Consider the following 19,147-nt stretch of genomic DNA (forward strand, 5'->3'; position numbering starts at 1 on the left):
CGCGCTTCAGCCCGCCAGACGTATAACCAAGATGGTCCGTGGCGTGGGATCCGCTTATGCTTTGATTGGTTTGTGTTGTCATTGGTCTCGCGCTCCCTGGTTGCCGGCGCCGAGATGGCAGATGTTCTTGTTCACCGCAGCTGCCCAACGCGGGTTGAACAGGCTCTGAGCAACCCTCGCGGGTGTCCCTCGGCCAGATGCGGCGATGCTATTTCTTATCGCTGCCAAATTGGAAGGCCTCTCAAGGCCGGCTATTGTTAAGCTTCCTCTGCATCCTGAGAATGCTTCGAAAAGTCGTTCCCGTAAAGAAACAGTTTTTCCTCAAATCAAATAATGTGCCGCTTTTTGCTCTCGCGTCCCGCTCGGCCTTCGCATCGTTACAAGCGCAAGGCTGCCTAGTTGCAGTGCAAATGCCCAGATAGATCTCAAACATCTGCTCAAATTGACGCCAGCAAGAAAACATGGCGCCTGCGATGCGCCGGCGCGCCAATCGATTGCCGCGTTGCGAAAACAATGCCGCACTGCGGTGCGGCCGCGCCGGACCTTGGCCTCCCATTGCCGCCGCGACCTAAGCGAGGAGGCCTGACCGGCATGTTCGAAATTCAGTCGACGACCTCAAATCCCTCAACGGCGCGGATTTCGAGAAGCACTATCACGCCGACCAAGTTCAAGGGCACGAGGACGCAGTCGACTTTATCAAGCGCGATGCGAAGCGCGGCAACAACGCCGACTTGAAACAACCATCTCGAGACGGCGGAAAATCTCGAGATGTCGCGGGCCACGCGAACTTTGCCGGATTCGCGGCCGCTGCGATGTGCCTATGAGCCTCACGAATCGCTCGTGAGGCTCATTCGCATCGGAGACATACGCGCGTTGTCTCGGCGACGGCACCGAGGATTGAAACCTGAGCCCGGCTGCCGCAAGCTGCCGCAACGGCTAAGCGCAAGAGTCGCAACCGTCAGATCGAGAGGGCGGCGGGGTGCGAGCCCGCGCCGCCGGGGGCAGGGCGCATGATCGGATTTATCACTTCCTCGCCGCTTTGGTTACAGACGCTTCTCATTCTCGTTTTGCCGACGGGCATCGCCATGCTCGGGCCGCTTGTCGTCCGGCGCTTCGTAGCGCTCGATCAGCTTTCGACCAATAATGAAGTCGCCGGATTCAAATTTGCGACAGTCGGCGTTCTCTATGCGGTGCTTCTCGCCTTTTCGATCATCGTCGTCTGGGAGAAATTCAATGATGCCGAAGCGACCGTGCAGCGCGAGGCAGCCGCTGCGGCGACCATCTATCATTTGGCGCCGAGCCTCGGCCCGAGCCAGGCCGATGCCGCGCGCCAAGCTTTGACCGCTTATCTCAGGTCCGTCGTGGCGGATGAATGGCCGGCGATGGCGCAGGGGGGAGCAAGCCCGACGACCCGGCAGGCGCTTGGCGGGATCTATACGGCGCTGCTCGGCGCGCAAGTCGCGGCCCATAACGGCGACGTCGCGGTCGAGGCGGAGATTTTCAATCAGCTCAATCAGCTCACCCAGGCGCGCCGGACCCGGCTGCTTGCCGCTGAGGGCGACGTGCCGGGCCCGCTCTGGATCGTCCTCTTCGGCGGGGCGGTCGTGACCATCGCCTTCACCTTCTTTTTCGGCACGAGGAACTTGCGTGCGCAGACCCTGATGACCGGCCTGCTGACGCTGCTGATCTTCTCGGAACTGCTGATCGCCGTGGCGCTCGACCGCCCGTTCACCGGCGGAATCCGGGAATCGCCCGAGGCGATCGTGCGTGTGCTGAGCGATTTCACCTCCAGCCCTTAAGCTTCCGCCGCCGCGGGCAGGCCGCAATTGCGCGGTTCAGTACGATGATTCGGAACCGATCGGGTCGAGGGGCATGCGCAAAATTCTATTCGCGATAGCATCAATCATCATGATCGCCGGGCCGACCGCGCTCGCCGCGCAAGAGCGTGCGGTCGATGGGACGCTCGGCGCCGTGGCCGGCGCGGTTGTCTTCGGTCCGCTTGGCCTTGTCACGGGCGCTGTCGTAGGCGTGACCGCGGGGCCGGCAATCTCATCGAGCTGGGGCCTGCATCACCACCATCATTACCGCCACGTCCGCTACGTGCGGCGTTCGCAGCCATAGCGTATCGCCGAGCCTATTGTTCCTGATACCAGCCCTGGTCGTGGTGGCCGCCGCATTCGCGGCGTTCGAGGCACACGCAACGGCCCGACGTCTGGTCGCAAACTGGCTTGCGGTCCTGTTGGCAGGGATATTCGCGCCCGTCATAGCCGCGCATCGCGCCGCCACAGGCGCCCTCCCAATATTGGGCTTGTGCGGGGGAGGTCGCTGCGCCGGCGGCAAGCGCCAGGATGGAAGCCAAGACGAAAACGGCCAAGAATCTGACATTCATTATTCTATCCCGCGCCATCCTACCTCTGCGCCGCTGCCGGTTCCGCGTCGCACTGATGCAGATCAATATAGTCGCGTTTGCACCACAGTCATTTAATTTCCTTGTGTCCGACCGAACTGAACCCTGTAAACAAGTGTGAAATCCGCGATGCAAGAGCGAGCACGGCCAATCGATTGCGCGTTATCCGATCTCATCATCTCGAGCTACCGGCGCGTCGTCGGGGCCGCCTTGCTTCCGCAAGACGTTCCCGAGGCTGAGCAGGATAAATGGCTCTATGAGAACGCGCCGTTCTGCGTCCTTGCCCACAACAACGATTCCGATCCGCTGTTCATTTATGCCAACGAAGCGGCGCAACGCTGTTTCGAATACAGCCTCGAGGAATTTCTCGTGCTTCCATCACGATTATCGGCGGAGGCTCCGGAGCGGCTGGAACGTCAACGCCTGTTGGATAGCGTCGCAAGAAACGGGTTCGCAGCAGGATATACGGGAGTGCGCGTGGCGAAGTCGGGGCGCCGATTTTGGATCGAGAACGGCATCGTCTGGCAATTGATCGACGATCACGGGGCGATCCACGGCCAGGCCGCAACGTTCAATCATTGGCGGGACGTTTAGCTCGCCTAAGCCCGCGCGGCGCGTCTTCATTGTTCGGCGCACGGTATGGCGCGCGTCATGCCTTCGTGCCTCATGTCGGGCGGCGGACGGCTCGCAATTTCCCGCTGCTGCCACCACCGCAAAAGAAGGTATCGCCGCCGTTCGATTCGAGTCCGGATACGGCCACACCGGGCGGCATGGTCAACTGCTCCAAGACCTCGCCGCTCTGCGGATCGATTCTCCGCAATTCGCTCTCCTCGGCTTCCGAAGTCGCGTGCCAGAGTTCGCCGTCGACCCAGGTGACGCCGGTTACGAAGCGGTTCGACTCGATGGTGCGATGGATCGCGCCGGTCTGCGGATCGACCTGATGGATCTTGCGGCTGCGATATTGCCCGACCCAGAGCGTTCCCTCCGCCCACGCCATTCCGGAAGCACCGTCGGGCGCGGGGATGGTCGTGACCACGCGGCCGGTCATCGGATCGATCTTCTGAATGCGATCTCCGGAAATCTGATACAGATGCTGGCCGTCGAAGGCAGTCCCCGCGTGCGCGGGCACGTCGAGTGCAGCGACGATGTTCCCGCTTTCCGGATCGATCGCGTTCAGCAAATCGCCAGTTGCGATCCAGACGTTGGTACCGTCATAGCTGACCCCATGCACATGCGTGACATCCGGAAAGGGGCCGTACTCGCGGACTATTTTCGCTGCTGCTCGTTTCATGGGGCTCATTCCCGGTCGATTTTCATTGGTGCATTCATTCTAGTCCTCGGGGCAGCGCGGCCGGGAGTAACAAGCTTGTCGGGAAGCCCGGCACCGGCGGCGCCATCCAGCGGCGTGCCCGGCCATGGCCGAGCGTCCGAACCTTGCCATCCCTCGCCAGATTGTCGAGCGCGCGCTGTACGGTGCGCTGGCTGGAGCCGAGCGCCAGTGCCAGCGCCGAGCTCGACCATGCCTCGCCGTCGGCGAGCAATGCGAGTACCGCGGCGCGCGCTTCGTCCGTCAACGGGATAAGCACCGCGACGTCGCGGGCGCGGCGTGGCGCAAGGACAAAACCGTGCTTGGTCGCATCGATATGCGCGAGCGAGCCGAGCGCTCGACGGAGGCGGCCGATCTCGACGCGCAGCCTTGCGCGATGCGATTCGTCGACGTGTTTGGCGCGAAACGCGCGGGCAAGGAGCGCGGTCCGCGGCGCGTCACCGGGCCAGGCTTCGGCAAGCGCGTACGCGAGGGCAAACAAGACCGGGCGCGATTCAAGCGAAATCACTTTTCCGGCATGGCAGATGACATGGCGGCAGGCGTCGACGACAAATACCTTCGACGCCAACAACGCTTCGATCTCGTCGAGCCGAAGATCGCGCACCTTGTCTTGGGCGAGCAGGCGTGCCGCGGGCATATCGAGGATATGCGCGACGCCTTCGACTTCAGCCGAAAGCGAAGCGATGCCGGCGGCGCTTGCGGCATCTCCGGCCCGCACCAGCGCGGCGCGGGCAAGGCCCGTCCTCAGGCGCCGGATGGCTGTCCCGGCGATGACCAATTCATAGGCAGCGCGCGAGGCGATCGGCAACGGTGCGGGATCGAATGCCGCCATCAACCGCTCGGCCTCGTCGAGGTGACCGATCAGGAGCAGGCGCCGGATCGCAAGATAGCGCGCATGCGCCGCATTGGCGCGGTCGCCATGCCGTTCAAGCGCCTCATGCGCGGCATGGAGCGCCTTCACCGGCCAGTTGAGTTCGCGCGAGACGAGCGCGATTTCGGCCTCGGCGACGGTGCAGCGCGCACGGGCGGCGGGCTCCCGCGTACCGAAGCCATGGGCGGCACGACGGAGCAATGTCTTGGCGCGAACAAGATCGCCGAGCTGCGCCATGGCGATGCCGCGAAGCGCCAGCGCCGGCGGATCGTCGCGCAAAGCGACGTGGTTCAGGGCGCCGAGCGCATCACCCGATGCGAGCGCGCGCGCCGCGGCAATAACCAGCGAGTCCATTTAATCCCGACACACTTGTCACTCTCAGCCCTGCGATGGTCGCGGTAAATTTATCTCATGGTCAATGTCCCGCAAGCGATGGCAAAAGCCTGCGCCTGCGCAGCAAGGAGAGAGAAGATGACGGCACATATTATCGCAACACGGGAGAAATGGTTGGAGGCGCGCCTCGATCTGCTCGCCGCCGAGAAGGATTTGACGCGGCGGAGCGACGAGGTCACCCGGCTGCGCCAAGGATTGCCTTGGGTGGCGGTCGACAAGACTTATCGGTTCGATACCGACGGCGGAAGCAAGACGCTGAAAGATCTATTCGGCGGCCGCTCGCAACTCATGGTCTATCATTTCATGTTCGGGCCCGACTATAAGGCGGGCTGCCCGTCCTGCTCGGCGATCGCCGACGGCTTCAACGGCATCTTCGTGCATCTGCAAAATCACGATGTCGCCTTCACCGCCATATCGCGGGCGCCGCTCGCGAAGCTTCAGGCCTTCAAGCAGCGAATGGATTGGACATTCCCCTGGGCATCTGCGATCGGCGGCGATTTCAACTACGATTTCAACGTCTCGATCACCGAACAGCAGCAGCGCCAAGGCGGTTATGAATATAATTATGCGTCAGGCACGCATGCGATGGATGCCAAAGCCGTTCCGCCGATCGTAGCAGAGCACGCCGCCATGGCCGGCGCCGAACCGATCGCCTACGTGCGCGAACGGCCGGGCATGAGTGCCTTCGTCTTGCAGGACGGCGTCGTCTATCACACCTATTCGACTTACGCGCGCGGTCTCGACGGCCTGTGGGGCATGTATCAATGGCTCGACCGGGCACCGAAAGGCCGCAACGAGAGCGGCGTCTGGTGGCGCCATCACGATCGCTACAGCGATGTCTGACCTATCAATTTCGCTGGCCGCGCCTCGGGGCATGGGGAGGCGCGGCGCCGCCCTTTTCCGATTGATCCGGTGGCTCGCCCTCGCCGCCGCGCCGACCTTCGCGCTCATGGCCTTGTGGACCACATTTTTTCCGGGGCACACCGACATGTTCTGCACGGCGACGCGGGGCCCATCGCCAATGGGCGGAATGACGATGATGTATCTATTGATGGCCTTGTTTCATGTGTCGCCTTGGCTGAAGCTGATCTTCGGCTCCCCGAACCGCGCTCGCTAATCCGTCGGAGCGCGGTCGGAGTTCCGGCCATCGAAGTCATCATTGGCGCCGGCGGCGCCGGCCTAGCGTGCCGCCGTTCTGAGCATTCATCTCGAGCGGGACCGAGAAGTGACAGTTTTCAAGAGGAAAACCAGCTCGTTTCCGGGCTCTTGGGCGTGCTGCGTCGCGCCGGGAAGAAGACCGTCCGGTGCTTCTCTTCGGCCTCGCGCTTGAGGCGTACGCGCATCAGATCCTTCCAGCCGACGTAGCCGACGAGACGTCCGTCCTGGCGCGAGACGACCGGCAGGTGGGCGATGTTCGCCGTCGACAACCGGTCGGCGACACTGGCGAGATATTCGTCGGGATAGGCGACGGTGACCTTATATCCAGCGAGCAGTTCGCCGAGCGTCGCCGTCCGATGCTTGCCCGTCCGCCGCCAACGCATCACCGCCGGTGGATCGATGACGCCGATGACCTGATTGTCCGTGTCGACGACCGGGAAGCTCGGATGTTGGGTCGCCGGGTCGGTGAGAAAGGCCGCAGCGCCATGCAAAGTCATCGTCGCGGGAAGCGTTTCGACTTTGGTGGTCATCACCTCCTGAACGCGCACTAGGGCGAACGGATCGACGCGATATTCGCGCACGAGGTGATGCCCGCGCCGCGCCACCTTTTCGGTCAGGATCGAGCGACGCATCAAGAGCACCGTTACGGCATGGGCCGTGCCGCAGGCCGCGATGAGCGGCAGCAGGACATGGGTATTGCCGGTGAGTTCGACGGCGAAGAAGGTCGCGGTGAGCGGCGAACGCATAGTTCCGCCCATGGTCGCAGCCATGCCGAGCAGCGCCCAAAATCCCGGACTGCCGCCGGGGAGGACGCCGGCAAGCGCCGCGCCCATCGCGCCACCCATGATCAGCAAAGGCGCCAGCACGCCGCCGGAGGTTCCCGAACCGAGCGCGACGGACCAGATAATGGCCTTGACGAGCAGCAGCAGCAGCGCCGCGGTGAGGACCACATGGCCCTGGAGCATCGCGGAAATATTGTCGTAACCGACGCTAAGCGCCTGCGGCTCGATCAGGCCGCCGAGACCGACGACCAGGCCGCCGAGCATCGGCCACCACATCCAATGGATCGGCAATTTCAAAAAGCCGTCTTCGCAGGCGTAGACGAGTTGCGTCAACAGCGTCGAGAGCAGGCCACTCAGCAGGCCGATCAGAACCCAACCGCCGAGCCCGATCAGCGTCACGTTCACGATTCCGGCGAAGGGAAAGAGCGGGCTCGGCATGTGCAGGTAGCTGCGCTCGATCGCCGCGACGATTGCCGCCACGGCGACGGGGATGAAGCTGCGCGGCGTCCACTCGAAAAGCAAAAGCTCGACCGCCAGCATGATGGCGGCGATCGGGGTGCCGAAGACGGTCGTCATGCCGGCCGCGGCGCCGGCGACCAGCAAGGTTTTGCGCTCGTTGTCGCTGACCGGGAGCATCTGGGCGAAGAGCGAGCCGATTGCGCCGCCGGTCATGATGATCGGGCCTTCCGCGCCGAAGGGGCCGCCGGTGCCGATGGCGATCGCGGAGGACAGCGGCTTCAGGATTGCGACCTTGACATCGAGACGGGAGCGGCCGAGCAGAATCGCCTCGATCGCCTCGGGAATACCGTGGCCGCGGATCTTCTCGCTCCCATAGCGCGCCATCAGGCCGACGATGAGCGAGCCGACAACCGGGATAAGGACGGTCCAAAGGCCGAATGGGGAGTGTTCAAGCTTCAAGTCGGCGAGGCTGAAGCGGCCGAAATATGCGAGATTCGTCACCAGCCGGATGAGCTTCAACAGGATGACGCCGGCGGCCACGCCGGCGCTCGCGACGATGACCGCAATCGCCGCGATCACCAGGACGCGGGAATCCGTTGTAAAATCGCCAAGACTATGGATGCTGCTTTTTGCAGGTTTCATTCGAATATCTTGTAGTTAGAGCTTTGTCGGAACGCGGCGGATCCGGGACAAGGACCAGCGGAACCGACGCGGCGCGACGAGCAAGGCGGCGCGTCGGGCTAAATCATATCGCATCGCGATATAATTTTTGCAAGCTGGGAGCGTTCCAATGGTTTGCAAGGTTACGAGGAAATCCGGGTGCCGGCCGCAAACGATCCTTACCGGGCCGCGGCCCCGTGCTGGCGGTTTGTCTGCTTGATCGGCTAAAGGACAATCATGTCGACCGCGCTCCATAGACCTGTCTGTGATTTGCTGGGCTGCACCGATCCCATCGTGCTCGCCGGAATGGGCGGGGTCGCACGGTCGGAATTGGTCGCTGCCGTCACGGAGGCAGGCGGGTTTGGTTTCCTCGGCATGGTGCGCGAGCCGGTCCCATTGATCCGGTCGGAAGTGGCGGCTTTGCGGGCGCGCAAGATCGAGCGCTTCGGCGTCAACCTGATTCCGGCGTCAACCGACGCCACCTTGCTCGAGGCGCAGGTTGCCGCTTGCATTGAACTCGGCGTCCCCGTCATCAGCCTGTTCTGGGACCTTTCCCTGAAGCTGGTTGCCCGCTTGCGCGCCGCCGGCATCATCGTCGTCTGCCAGGTCGGCTCGGCGGCGGAAGCGCAGGCCGCCGAAGAAGCCGGTGCGCAGGTGCTCATCGCCCAGGGCATCGAAGCAGGCGGCCATGTCCGCGGTGACTGCCCGCTCTTTGATCTGCTTCCCGAGATCGCTGCACGGACCGCACTGCCGGTTCTTGCGGCCGGCGGACTGGCCGATGGCGCCGATCTTGCGGCCGTCCTGTCGCTCGGCGCTGAAGGCGCGGTGTTCGGCACGGCGCTGATCGCGACCGTTGAATCCTTCGCGCATGATTATCACAAGCAATGTCTCGTCGCGGCGAGCGGCGATGATACGGTTCTGACCGACGTTTTCCATGTCAATTGGCCCCGCGGTGCCAAGGTCCGGGTCCTCGCCAATAGCGTGACGCGCGGCGCACGCGGCGATCCGTTTTGCGAAGTCCGCATCGAGATCGGAGCCGAGGGCGCGCGGCCGATCTATCTGTTCAGCACCGACTCGCCGCTGCGTTCGATGACCGGCGACTTCGAAGCCATGGCGCTTTATGCCGGCACAGGAGTGGGGCACGTGGCCGCCATTACCGGCGCGGCGGAGCGTGTGCGCGCCATCGCCGCGGAAGCCATGAGCCTCCTCGACACAAAAGCGGTCGCGGCAGAGACTATCGGACTGGCCTCGCCGGCCTGCTTCGCCGGCGAGGTGGACGAGGCTTACATGGGTTTCGCCGCGCAGGACGAGCTTTTGCTTGCCTTGAACGGCGTGCTCGAATCCGAGCGTGCCGCTGCGCGGGTGGCGCTACGCACAGTGGCCGAGGTGCCGCAGGACCTGAAGCCGCCGGTGATAGCGATCCACCGGGACGCGGCGCGGTGGTGCAATGTTCTCACTCAGGCGATCTATCGTCTTCACGGCACGCCGTCGTCAAAGACCAGCGCGGCCCATGACAAGGCGATGGCGCTGGCCGACGTCGCGGCACGGCTTGGCTTCCTCAACGATGCCCGGCGTGAGGCGGTGGAAAAACTCCATGCGCTGCTGCCGAAGATCCGCGATGCGGCTATCCATGCCGATCTCGTGGCGATGCTCGCCTCCCATCAGCAGAGCATCGATCAGGTCGCAGCGGCGTCGCCTGATCCCGGATCTGCCGGCGGAGGCTGAATGATGCGCCGACAATGCGAGCGAACGCCCGGCCCGAGGTGAGTGAAGCGCGTTCGCTCGAAGCAGATGCTGGTAGACCGTCAACCCGCCTCGCCCCGACGACGCCGACCGCCAGATCGTCTGGCATCCGCTCCCTGAGAAATCGGGACGATTGCCGTGTTCCAGCCGGTTGGATGGCCGGTTTCGTTATCGCCGCGGAACATCAGATCAATGAGATCGGAAGCTCCGTCATCGGCGCATCGTCGTCGTGCCTATGATCTCATGCGTCCCACCGCGCGCTTTGATGCAAATCAATACAACTCAGAGGAAAAGGCGCTGCTTTCACGTTGAGTTCCGCGATGCGGTTTGTTCCAGCGCAAATTAAATACCGGCCGACCCGATTAGAAAGCGGTGAGATTTGTCTGTCACTTTCCTTGCTTATTGAAGCGGTCGCCTATCGGCCTCCCTGGCCGCAGGCATCTCTGGCATAATGTCCACTTCACAATGGGGGCGTAAGTGGTAGGTTTGATGCCATGACGAGGCGGGGGTTGCTTTTCGCTCTGATTGTGAGCTTTGCCTGCGCAATGCTGTCTCCGGCGCAGGCGGAGAGTGCGTCCCCTGTCGCCGAGCGGGTTCTCGCATGCGCATCGTGCCATGGCGCGCAAGGGCAGGGCACAAACGATGTGTACTTCCCGCGGCTGGCGGGCAAGCCCGCCGGCTATCTCTACCATCAACTCGTCGCGTTCCGGGACAAGCGGCGCAAATATCCGCCGATGAACTATCTGCTGGAGTTTCAGCCTGATGCGTCCTTGCAGCAGATGGCGGATTATTTTGCTTCGCAACATCCGCCGCTGCCCCCAGCCGCGATTCCGGTCGTCAGCCATGATGTCCTCGAAAAAGGTAAGACCTTAGTCACGCAGGGCGATCCGCAGCGCGGGGTTCCCGCCTGCGCGCGGTGTCATGGGCCGTCCTTCACCGGGATGGAGCCCGCCATTCCGGGCCTTCTGGGGTTACGCGCCCGGTATATTGCGGCGCAATTGGGCGCCTGGCGGTACGGAACCCGGACGGCGATCGCGCCCGACTGCATGCAGATCGTCGCCGGGCACTTGACGGAGGCTGACGTGACGGCTGTCGCGGCGTGGCTGTCATCGCTGTCTGCGCCTGCCAATGCGTTACCGCTGCCGCAGGGCAGTTTGGCAATGCCGCTGAAATGCGGAAGCGAACCGAACTAAGGACCGAACGTGGATAGACTGCGTTTTGTGATCAAACTGGGCGGGAGCTGTCTATGGGCGGCGCTTCTGATTGGCCAGCCCCAGGTGAGCCTTGCCGAGTCTTCGCCGTCGCCAGCCATGTCGCTTGTCGCAAAAGGCGAATATCTCGCGCGCGCCGGAGATTGTATCGCCTGCCATACCACGCCCGGGGATAAGCTCTTTGCCGGCGGCCGAGCGATGCTGACGCCGTTCGGGACGCTCTATACGTCGAATATCACGCCGGATCCCGAGACCGGGATCGGCAAATGGACCTCCGATCAATTCTACGGCGCGATGCACACCGGCCGGTTCCCCGATGGCGGCTTGATGTATCCGGCCATGCCTTTCGGGTCTTATACGAAAGTCACGCGCGCCGACAGCGACGCCATCTTCGCTTATTTGCGGACGATCCCTCCGGTGCACCGCGTCAATCGCCCGCACGACTTGGACTTTCCCTATAATAATCGCTCGCTGATCCTTGGCTGGCGTACGCTTTATTTCAATGAGGGGACGTATCAACCGGATCCGTCGAAATCGGCGGACTGGAATCGCGGCGCCTATCTTGTCGAAGGGCTTGGCCATTGCGCGATGTGTCACACGGCCATCAACGCGCTCGGCGGCAGTTCGGAATCGGAAGCCTTCCAAGGCGGTCTGATCCCGATGCAGAAATGGTATGCGCCCTCGCTCACTTCGAACAAGGAAGCAGGCCTTGGCGATTGGAGCATCGCCGATATTTCCGACTTGCTGCGAACCGGGATTTCCCGCCGCGGCGCCGTCTATGGGCCGATGGCGGAAGTTGTCTACAATAGCCTGCAATATCTGTCCGCCGACGACATTCGTGCGATGGCCATCTATCTCAAGAGCCTCGGCGAAGGAGGGCCGCCGCAAGCCGCTGCACCGACGCTGCCGACCGATGAAAGCAGCCTTCTCATGAGTCTCGGCAAGACCGTTTACGACGCGCGTTGCGCATCGTGTCATGGCAGCGATGGCGCCGGCAAGCCGCCGAAATATCCGCCGCTTGCCGGCAATCAGTCGATCGAAATGGAATCGGCCGTCAATCCGACCCGCATGGTGCTCAATGGCGGTTTCCCGCCCGGCACCAGCGGTAATCCGTTTCCTTACGGCATGCCGCCGTTCGCGCAGCTTTTGTCCGATGACGAGGTCGCCGCCGTCGTAAGCTATATCCGCCAGGCTTGGGGCAATCGCGGCACGCCGATCTCTCCGCAGCAGGCGGATGAATTGCGCTCAGCGCCGCTCAACTGAGTTCTTGCCATGATCAATGCAGAGCCCACCGCCGAAAACCCGCCCACACCGGAAAATTCCCGGGTCGAAGAGATTCTAAGCTCTGGACCGAGCGGGGCCTTGGTCGTCGCCGGAATCGCGACGGTCGTCGTCGCAGCGCTCTGGCTCGCATTCTACTTCTTCGTCTTCGTACCGCGTGGGGCTGTTCAATGACATTGGCGTCGGGCCCCGATCATAACGCCAACGCGACGACCGCCGAGCGTGTCGAGCGCCGGTGGGCGGCGCTCTCCGTCGGCCTCGTCGCGCTGATGATCTGCATCGCGGCATTTTCTGGACTTCATTACGAGGTGATGCCGCAAGCGCGCGTGGAAACCGTCGACCCCACCACCTTGAGTCTTTCCGGCGAGTTCATCGAAAGCAATCTCGGCAGCGTTTTCGAGCCTAATGGATCGGTCACGGTCCGGGCCGTCGGCCAACAGTTTTCATTCACGCCCGAGTGCATCGTGGTCCCGGCCGATACGCTGATTACGCTTCGTGCGACGAGTGCCGACGTCGTACACGGTCTCCTCGTCGAGGGAACCAACGTCAACACCATGCTGGTGCCGGGCTATGTATCCGTCATCCAGACGCGCTTCGACAAACCCGGCGAGCACGCAATGCCATGCCAGGAATTTTGCGGGGTCGGGCACCAAGGCATGTGGGGCAAGGTGAAGGTGGTCGATAAAGGCGCCTTTCTCGATTTGGCGAGGACGCGCAAGAGGGTGACCTGTGTTAACCAATAAGCGACTCATTCTGGCGCATTTTGCCTTGGCGTTTGCGCTCTTTGGTTTCGCCCTTCTGCTCGGCGCCTGGCAAATGTTTGTCAGGAGTCCCTTAGACATCTGGAATATCAACCCCGAACTTTATTATCGTTCATTGACCGCGCATGGCTCGATCATGGGCTATGTGTTCCCGACGCTCGTTGCGATGGCGTTTGGCTACGCGATCACGGAAGTCGAATTCGAAAAACCGCTGGTCGGTCTACGATGGGCCTGGGTCGGGTTTGTTCTCGTCGTCATCGGCGCTGTGACGGCCATGGTTCCGGTCTCGCTGGGCCGCGCCTCCGTGCTCTACACATTCTATCCGCCGATGATCGGCAATCCTTTCTACTATGTTGGCGTGGTTCTCGTCGTGGTCGGCTCATGGATCTGGGTCGCGCTGATGGGCGTCAATCTCGCGGTTTGGAAGCGTGCCAACCCTGGCAAGCCGGTCCCGCTCGCGATGTATGCCAATGTCGCCGGCGCGCTGCTTTGGGGCTGGACCGCCGTCGGCGCCGCGATCGAGCTTCTCTTCATGATTCTGCCGGTCGCATTCGGGTGGCGATCAACAATCGATGCCGGGCTGGCGCGGGTTTTCTTCTCGTGGACGTTGCATGCGATCGTCTATTTCTGGCTGATCCCCGCCTACATCGCCTATTACACGATATTCCCGCGGGCGATCGGTGGCCGCATCTATAGCGATCCGATGGCGCGGATCTCGTTCATCACCTTCCTCGTCATCGCAATGCCGATCGGCGTGCATCATCTCTTCGCCGATCCGCAGGTCGGCGCCGGTTTCAAGTTCATGCATTCGGTATTTACGGCGCTGGTTTCGGTCCCGACGCTCATCACGATTTTTACGATTTGCGCGTCGGCGGAAATCGCCGGCCGGCTTCGCGGCGGAAAAGGTGCCTTCGGCTGGCTCGCGGCGCTGCCCTGGTCGAATCCGATCATGCTGGCGACGGCTTTATCGCTTGTGATGCTCGGGTTCGGCGGCGCCGGCGGCCTCATCAACATGACCTACCAGCTCAATGCGAGCATCCATAATACCCAATGGGTCACCGGCCATTTCCATCTCATCTTCGGCGGCGCGGTGGTCATCATGTATTTTGCGATCGCTTATGACCTTTGGCCCCACCTGACGGGACGCGCCTTCGAGGATCAAGGCTTGATGCGCGCGCAATTGTGGCTGTGGTTCATCGGCATGCTGGTGACGACATTCCCTTGGCATTATGTCGGTATCCTCGGCATGCCCAGGCGCATGGCGTTTTTCGATTATTCCAATCTAGCCCTGGCGCCGGAAGCGCTTTGGGTTTCGATCTCTGCCGTCGGCGCTGCGATTCTCGTCACATCGGGTTTCCTTTTCCTCGCTATTCTCATTCGTGGGGCGACTGAGAGAAAGCGCGATCCGGGCCCGTATCGTTTCGCGGTTGCGGTTCACCCGCCGACGTCCTTGCCTCTCGCGCTCAACACCTTTTCGCTCTGGGTCGCTCTGATGATCGGCCTGACCGTGGTGAATTACGGCTTCCCGATTGCGCAACTCATGGCTCTCAAAAACACGTCCGTGCCCGCCGTCTATGTGGGAGTGACGCAATGAGCGAAGCGCCCCTTTTCTCGTTGAGCAACAAATGGTTTACGGCGAGCGTCGGGGCGACGGTCGGCGTGGCCCTCGTTGCGGCTTTCGCGGGTCTCATCTGGTTTCCGCTGGTACAGCCGAACGCAAAATTCGCCGGCATCTGGGACGCAATCTGCAGCGCTGCCGGGGTCCCGCGCGTCGCCTCAAGCGCCTCGCCGGTCCCACCAGCCTTCAAGACGTCGCAGGTCGTCGTGACAACATCAATTTTGGATCACCCGAGCGCGTCGGCGATCGGTGAAGGCGCGACGCTGGCTCAGCGGTGTGCGATTTGCCATGGGGCCGAAGGGATCAGCGGCGCCAATGCACCCAATCTGGCAGGGCAGCCCGCCATCGTCATTTATAAGCAGTTGAATGATTTCAAATCGGGCGCACGCGTCAACGGCGTCATGACGCCCTTCGCCGGTCTCATCAGCCAGACGGAAATCGTCAAGCTCGCTGCCTATTATTCGCATCTCGCGCCCGCCGCGGCTCCTGTTAGCCCACTGCCAAAGCCAAAAATCGTCGTGGAAGGCGTTCCCATGCGCGGTATCGCGCCGTGCGATGCCTGTCACGGCGACATCGCGGAGAAGATCGGCGCGCCGCGGCTCGACGGACAATCCGCCGCCTATATCAAGGCGCAACTGCAAGCCTTTGCGTCAGGCACGCGACATAACGACATCGACGAACAGATGCGCAATGTCGCAGGCCAATTGACCCCGGCTGAAATCAATTCCGTCGCGGACTATTATGCGTCGCTGCATTGACCGTTTTCGTCCGCCGTTCCGCCCATGCGTAATGGCGATACGCTTAAGGCCGTGCACCAAGACGGCTAAAACATCTCCTTCGGGACCCATGTCGAGCCGGCCTTGCGATAGCGTTTCTTGACCGCTCCCCAGGCGATTCGGAACGCTGCCTCTTCTTGGCGCGGATCGCCCTCGTGCTCGGTAAATGCGGCGTCGAAGGCTGCGCGAAAAACATCCTGGGCGTGCGGCGGGAGATGATCGCGCACCGATGCGGGAAGATCATCGTTGCTGGCGTAGGGCATGACCTGATCTCAACGAATGAGAGAAAAGCGTTTTGTCCGATAATCATCGCATAGGGAATTTGCCGGCCGCCGTCGTGCGGTCGAGTACATGACCATGGGCGTCGAGCGCTTCGATCGTCCAGACATAATGATGCACTTCGCCTTCTGGCGGGCAGGGGCCGATGTAGCCGATCGCGCCCTGCGGCACGCTCCGCCCTTCGTAGGCGACCGTGCTGCCGCCGTGATGGAAGTGCGGCGCGTCCTGATCGTGCATCGTGAAGCGCAGGGTCTTCGTTTCCGGCGGCGCATCTGAAATGGTGAAGGCGGGGGAGATTTTTTTGCAGGCCGGAATGCCGGCCCAGGAGAACGAAACTTTCATGGCGAAAGCCTCCGGCGCGATGAAGAAGACGAACGACAAGGCGATTAAGGCCGCTGCGCACCGTCTGGCTGTGATTTTTGTATCCATCCGGTCACCGTTCCCAGCCTCTTTCGACGGCGCGGCAATCGGCATGTACGGGATCACCGCGTTATGGTCCCCTCGCTGGCGACGAATCGAGACGAAAGCGTCGCTTCTCGTGAAATCGCCGATGCCGGTTGCAGGAGTCGAACCCGGTCTAGTGATTGCAAGTCACTATAGTGCCGTTTCGGGCGATGTTCCAGGATGACTTAAATGCGTTGGCGAGCGTCGACTTGAGTTGGGTCCGAACCACGAGCGTTATTGGCTCAGCGCGGCGATGCCCGCTTTCGCGATGAGTTCATCATGGTCGGGCCGATCGCCGGAGACGCCAATGGCGCCGACGATCTGCCCGTTCACTATGATCGGCATGCCGCCGCGCATGAGTACAAAGCCGCGGGCGGACAGCGCTGCCGGCCGCGATCGGTTTATGGCATCCTCAAGCGCGCCGCTCGGTTTCCGAAAGAGGGCTGCTGTGCGCGCTTTGCCCGGCGCAAGTTCGAGGCCGGCGAGGATGGCGGCATTGTCCATGCGCTCGAGAATGATCGCCAGGCCCTCGCTGTCGACCACGGAGATGACACAGGGCCAATTCTCGGCCTTTGCCTTTGCTTCTGCAGCCGCCACAATCGCACGCGCCGCGTCGAGCGTAAGAATCGGCTGGGTGGGGAGCGGCGCCGACAGTGCAGGGCCCGCGCCGAGCCTAGTCACGAACACCACTGGAAGGATGAGATGGCGAAGGTGTCGAAGCATGACCATTCTCCCTAGCGTTCGTCCGGCCTAAACATCAGGCGAAATTTCGGTCATCGCCACTGGCCAATGATGTCCCGTGCCAGGTCGGGCAGGGTGGCGCCGATCGCGTTGGGCTGCGGCAGACCTGGGATGGGCAGGACGGCGTTGCCGAGCCGCGTGATGAGGCCACCCGCCATGCCTGCCGCTCGGCCACCGATGGTGTCCCAGACGTGTGCGGCAACCATGCAGCAATCGGCCGGCGCGACTTCCAGGTCCTGGGCAACGAAATGGTAGGTCGATCCCGCCGGCTTGTAGGCGCGACAGTTTTCAATACTGTATTGTTTCACGAAGAAGCGATCGAGGCCGGCGTTCTGCAGCGGCGTTTTTTCCCCGGGCGTCATGGGTGAATTGGTTAGCGTCACCATGCGGAAGCCCGCGTCCTTCAGCAATTGCAGTCCTTCCTCACAATCCCCGTGCGCTGGCATGGTCCTCATCGCTTGACGCAGTGCCTTGGTGTCCTGGGGTGTGACGTCAATTCCGTGAATTGTGCCAACCATCTCGAAGCATCCGGCGCCGATCGCCCAAAAATCCGCGTAAAGGCCGGACAGAGTGATGGTCATCGAATACATGAACAGATGACCGAGCCACTCGCGCATCACCTTTTTGTCGCCAAAGACTCTTTCGAACAGCGGGTTCATCGCTTCGAAATCGAGCAAGGTCTCATTGACATCGAAAATAAGCACGGATGGCTTTTGGGCCGGCCATCTGTCCTTTTCGCGAAGAACGGGGTTGCGCGACATAAGCACGACCTCCTTGGTCTTGAGCATCGGTCAGGGCGTGCCTCACTCAAAACGCCGGAGCAGCCCATAAATCCTCGTTATCCGGCCGCCCCGGCGCCGCAACCGTCCGGAAGCGACGGTCAGTCCTGGTCGCCGGAATTTGCCGTGTAACGGAGCGTATCCAGATGCAGAGCCTTGCGCATGTCGGCGACTTGCCCCGCCGATACGGGCGGCGCTTGGTTCCCAAAGCTGTTGCGAATGTAGGTCGCGACGTCCGCTGTTTCGCTGTCGGTCAGCTTCCAAGCGAAGCTCGGCATGCTGAGTGGGCTCGGCCGCGACGGACTGACACCGATCCTGCCGCCGGCGAGAATGAGGTGCAGGACGCTCGACGGATCATTCTGCTGAACCACGGCGTTTCGGCCGAGCGGTGGAAAGAAACGGGGTTGACCAACGCCGCTCTCCAAGTGGCATGCGGTGCAGGCATCCGAATAAATCGCCGCGCCGCGCTTCATCGTTTCGGCGTCGGCCTGCTGAGCGTCGGGTGTCGAGCTCTCGGGCAAAGACTTGAGATAGACCGCGATGGCACGGCGGTCCTGGTCGCTCATCAGCGACGTCGAATAGGTGATGACATCCGCCATCGAGCCGCCGGCTCCAGCCCGGGCATTGCGCCCCGTCCGGAGATATTCGGTTATATCGGTTATCGACCAGCTTCCGAGACCAGTCCGACCGTTAGACGTCAGGTCCGGCGCGACCCAATTTTCGAGCTTGCCGCCGACGAAGTCGCGCCCCGATTGGTCGGCGCCAAGAGAGTTCTTCGGCGTGTGACACCCGCCGCAATGAGCGAGTCCGGTAACGAGATAGGCGCCGCGGTTCCATTCCGCGGATTGGTTTGGGTCCTGTTCGAAGGCCTTGGCGTGCAAGAACAACAGGTTCCATTCCTTCACCAGGAATCGCACATTCAGCGGAAACGGCAGGCGATTTGGCGGCGGCCTATAGCGCACCGCGGGAACCGTCTTCAGATAGGCGAAAATGGCGTCGTCGTCCTCCCGGCTCGCCTTCCGAAACCAGGGATAGGGAAAGGCGGGATAGAGATTCTCGCCCTTCGCACCAATGCCGTCGTGCATGGCGCGATAGAATTGATCGGCACTCCAGGCGCCGATGCCGGTGTCACGATCCGGGGTGATATTTGAGGAATAGATCACTCCGAATGGCGTCCTTAAGCCAAGGCCGCCGGCCAGCGGAGCTCCCCCCTCGCGCAAGTGGCAAGACATGCAGTCGCCGACCGCGACCAAATACTGACCGCGACGCAATTGCGCCGCATTGGGGGCTGTGTCGGCGATCGGCTGCGTCAGGAGTCCGCTTGCGGTCGCCGTCATAGCCGCGCGAGGCGGCGGCGCGGCAATTTGGCCCGACGCCACGCCGGTGAGGGCAACGACGGCAACGGTGGCCGCACTGATCGAGACGGTTCTACCTACGCCCGCAAAACGGTTCATGAC

21 protein-coding genes and 1 pseudogene are annotated in these 19,147 nt (G+C 62.2%); 13 read left to right on the forward strand and 9 right to left on the reverse strand.

The genetic code is table 11. The annotated features are described in order from the left end of the window. Positions 1-593 precede the first annotated feature (593 nt). The 3 genes and pseudogenes from Q0025_RS14910 to Q0025_RS04660 all read left to right on the forward strand — a co-directional run. Positions 594-824, forward strand: a pseudogene (locus Q0025_RS14910) (DUF4142 domain-containing protein); the annotation flags it as partial. Between the two features lie 186 nt (positions 825-1,010). Then, a complete protein-coding gene (locus tag Q0025_RS04655) occupies positions 1,011-1,799 on the forward strand; it encodes a DUF4239 domain-containing protein (RefSeq protein WP_297296506.1) in 789 nt (262 codons plus the stop codon). A 109-nt stretch (positions 1,800-1,908) separates the two neighbouring features. Further along, positions 1,909-2,121: a hypothetical protein gene (locus Q0025_RS04660; RefSeq protein WP_297296508.1), complete on the forward strand. Its 213-nt coding sequence runs from the start codon at positions 1,909-1,911 to the stop codon at positions 2,119-2,121. 13 nt (positions 2,122-2,134) lie between these two features. Here the strand turns inward: Q0025_RS04660 and Q0025_RS04665 are convergent, their stop codons facing one another. Further along, a complete protein-coding gene (locus Q0025_RS04665) occupies positions 2,135-2,389 on the reverse strand; it encodes a hypothetical protein (RefSeq protein ID WP_297296510.1) in 255 nt (84 codons plus the stop codon). A gap of 147 nt (positions 2,390-2,536) precedes the next feature. Here Q0025_RS04665 and Q0025_RS04670 point away from each other — a divergent pair, with 147 nt between their 5' ends. After that, positions 2,537-3,001 (forward strand): MEKHLA domain-containing protein, encoded by a 465-nt coding sequence (locus Q0025_RS04670; RefSeq protein WP_297296512.1) that lies wholly within the window; start codon positions 2,537-2,539, stop codon positions 2,999-3,001. 70 nt (positions 3,002-3,071) lie between these two features. On the opposite strand, the gene Q0025_RS04675 is transcribed toward Q0025_RS04670, so the two are convergent. Next, a complete protein-coding gene (locus Q0025_RS04675; RefSeq protein WP_297296514.1) occupies positions 3,072-3,698 on the reverse strand; it encodes a DUF5074 domain-containing protein in 627 nt (208 codons plus the stop codon). 34 nt (positions 3,699-3,732) lie between these two features. Then, on the reverse strand, positions 3,733-4,959 hold the full coding sequence (locus tag Q0025_RS04680; RefSeq protein WP_297296516.1) for a helix-turn-helix domain-containing protein: 1,227 nt from the start codon (positions 4,957-4,959) through the stop codon (positions 3,733-3,735). Between the two features lie 117 nt (positions 4,960-5,076). Here Q0025_RS04680 and Q0025_RS04685 point away from each other — a divergent pair, with 117 nt between their 5' ends. Then, a complete protein-coding gene (locus Q0025_RS04685; protein WP_297296518.1) occupies positions 5,077-5,841 on the forward strand; it encodes a DUF899 domain-containing protein in 765 nt (254 codons plus the stop codon). A 392-nt stretch (positions 5,842-6,233) separates the two neighbouring features. Here the strand turns inward: Q0025_RS04685 and Q0025_RS04690 are convergent, their stop codons facing one another. Beyond that, positions 6,234-8,039 carry a chloride channel protein gene (locus tag Q0025_RS04690; protein WP_297296520.1) on the reverse strand — a complete coding sequence of 602 codons (1,806 nt, stop codon included), beginning with the start codon at positions 8,037-8,039 and terminating at the stop codon, positions 6,234-6,236. A 255-nt stretch (positions 8,040-8,294) separates the two neighbouring features. Here Q0025_RS04690 and Q0025_RS04695 point away from each other — a divergent pair, with 255 nt between their 5' ends. From Q0025_RS04695 to Q0025_RS04725, 7 genes are all read left to right on the forward strand, one after another. Then, complete coding sequence (locus Q0025_RS04695; protein WP_297296522.1) at positions 8,295-9,782, forward strand: nitronate monooxygenase; 1,488 nt, start codon at positions 8,295-8,297, stop codon at positions 9,780-9,782. A gap of 563 nt (positions 9,783-10,345) precedes the next feature. Then, a complete protein-coding gene (locus tag Q0025_RS04700) occupies positions 10,346-10,993 on the forward strand; it encodes a c-type cytochrome (RefSeq protein WP_297296643.1) in 648 nt (215 codons plus the stop codon). A gap of 66 nt (positions 10,994-11,059) precedes the next feature. Continuing rightward, entirely contained in the window at positions 11,060-12,274 is a 1,215-nt protein-coding gene (locus Q0025_RS04705) for a c-type cytochrome (RefSeq protein WP_297296645.1), read from the forward strand. Positions 12,275-12,283: 9 nt separating this feature from the next. After that, positions 12,284-12,466 carry a hypothetical protein gene (locus Q0025_RS04710; protein WP_297296524.1) on the forward strand — a complete coding sequence of 61 codons (183 nt, stop codon included), beginning with the start codon at positions 12,284-12,286 and terminating at the stop codon, positions 12,464-12,466. Continuing rightward, positions 12,463-13,035 (forward strand): cytochrome C oxidase subunit II, encoded by a 573-nt coding sequence (locus Q0025_RS04715; RefSeq protein WP_297296526.1) that lies wholly within the window; start codon positions 12,463-12,465, stop codon positions 13,033-13,035. Before Q0025_RS04710 ends, Q0025_RS04715 begins: the two co-directional genes overlap by 4 nt. Beyond that, positions 13,022-14,647, forward strand: coding sequence for a cbb3-type cytochrome c oxidase subunit I (locus Q0025_RS04720; protein WP_297296528.1), 1,626 nt, complete (start codon positions 13,022-13,024; stop codon positions 14,645-14,647). The genes Q0025_RS04715 and Q0025_RS04720 overlap by 14 nt, the downstream gene beginning before the upstream one ends. Continuing rightward, a complete protein-coding gene (locus tag Q0025_RS04725) occupies positions 14,644-15,429 on the forward strand; it encodes a c-type cytochrome (RefSeq protein ID WP_297296530.1) in 786 nt (261 codons plus the stop codon). The genes Q0025_RS04720 and Q0025_RS04725 overlap by 4 nt, the downstream gene beginning before the upstream one ends. 65 nt (positions 15,430-15,494) lie before the next feature. On the opposite strand, the gene Q0025_RS04730 is transcribed toward Q0025_RS04725, so the two are convergent. Beyond that, positions 15,495-15,710 (reverse strand): ChaB family protein, encoded by a 216-nt coding sequence (locus Q0025_RS04730; RefSeq protein ID WP_297296532.1) that lies wholly within the window; start codon positions 15,708-15,710, stop codon positions 15,495-15,497. Positions 15,711-15,753: 43 nt separating this feature from the next. After that, entirely contained in the window at positions 15,754-16,068 is a 315-nt protein-coding gene (locus Q0025_RS04735; RefSeq protein WP_297296534.1) for a phospholipid-binding protein, read from the reverse strand. Here Q0025_RS04735 and Q0025_RS04740 point away from each other — a divergent pair. Next, positions 16,067-16,354: a hypothetical protein gene (locus Q0025_RS04740; protein WP_297296536.1), complete on the forward strand. Its 288-nt coding sequence runs from the start codon at positions 16,067-16,069 to the stop codon at positions 16,352-16,354. The genes Q0025_RS04735 and Q0025_RS04740 overlap by 2 nt on opposite strands. 50 nt (positions 16,355-16,404) lie before the next feature. Here Q0025_RS04740 and Q0025_RS04745 read toward each other — a convergent pair whose 3' ends face one another. From Q0025_RS04745 to Q0025_RS04755, 3 genes are all read right to left on the reverse strand, one after another. Continuing rightward, on the reverse strand, positions 16,405-16,893 hold the full coding sequence (locus Q0025_RS04745; RefSeq protein WP_297296538.1) for a heme-binding protein: 489 nt from the start codon (positions 16,891-16,893) through the stop codon (positions 16,405-16,407). Between the two features lie 50 nt (positions 16,894-16,943). After that, positions 16,944-17,699: a haloacid dehalogenase type II gene (locus Q0025_RS04750; RefSeq protein WP_297296540.1), complete on the reverse strand. Its 756-nt coding sequence runs from the start codon at positions 17,697-17,699 to the stop codon at positions 16,944-16,946. A gap of 92 nt (positions 17,700-17,791) precedes the next feature. Continuing rightward, positions 17,792-19,144: a cytochrome c gene (locus tag Q0025_RS04755; protein ID WP_297296541.1), complete on the reverse strand. Its 1,353-nt coding sequence runs from the start codon at positions 19,142-19,144 to the stop codon at positions 17,792-17,794. Between the last annotated feature and the right edge of the window lie 3 nt (positions 19,145-19,147).

This window comes from uncultured Methylovirgula sp., from assembly GCF_947646745.1.
Classification (GTDB): domain Bacteria; phylum Pseudomonadota; class Alphaproteobacteria; order Rhizobiales; family Beijerinckiaceae; genus Methylovirgula.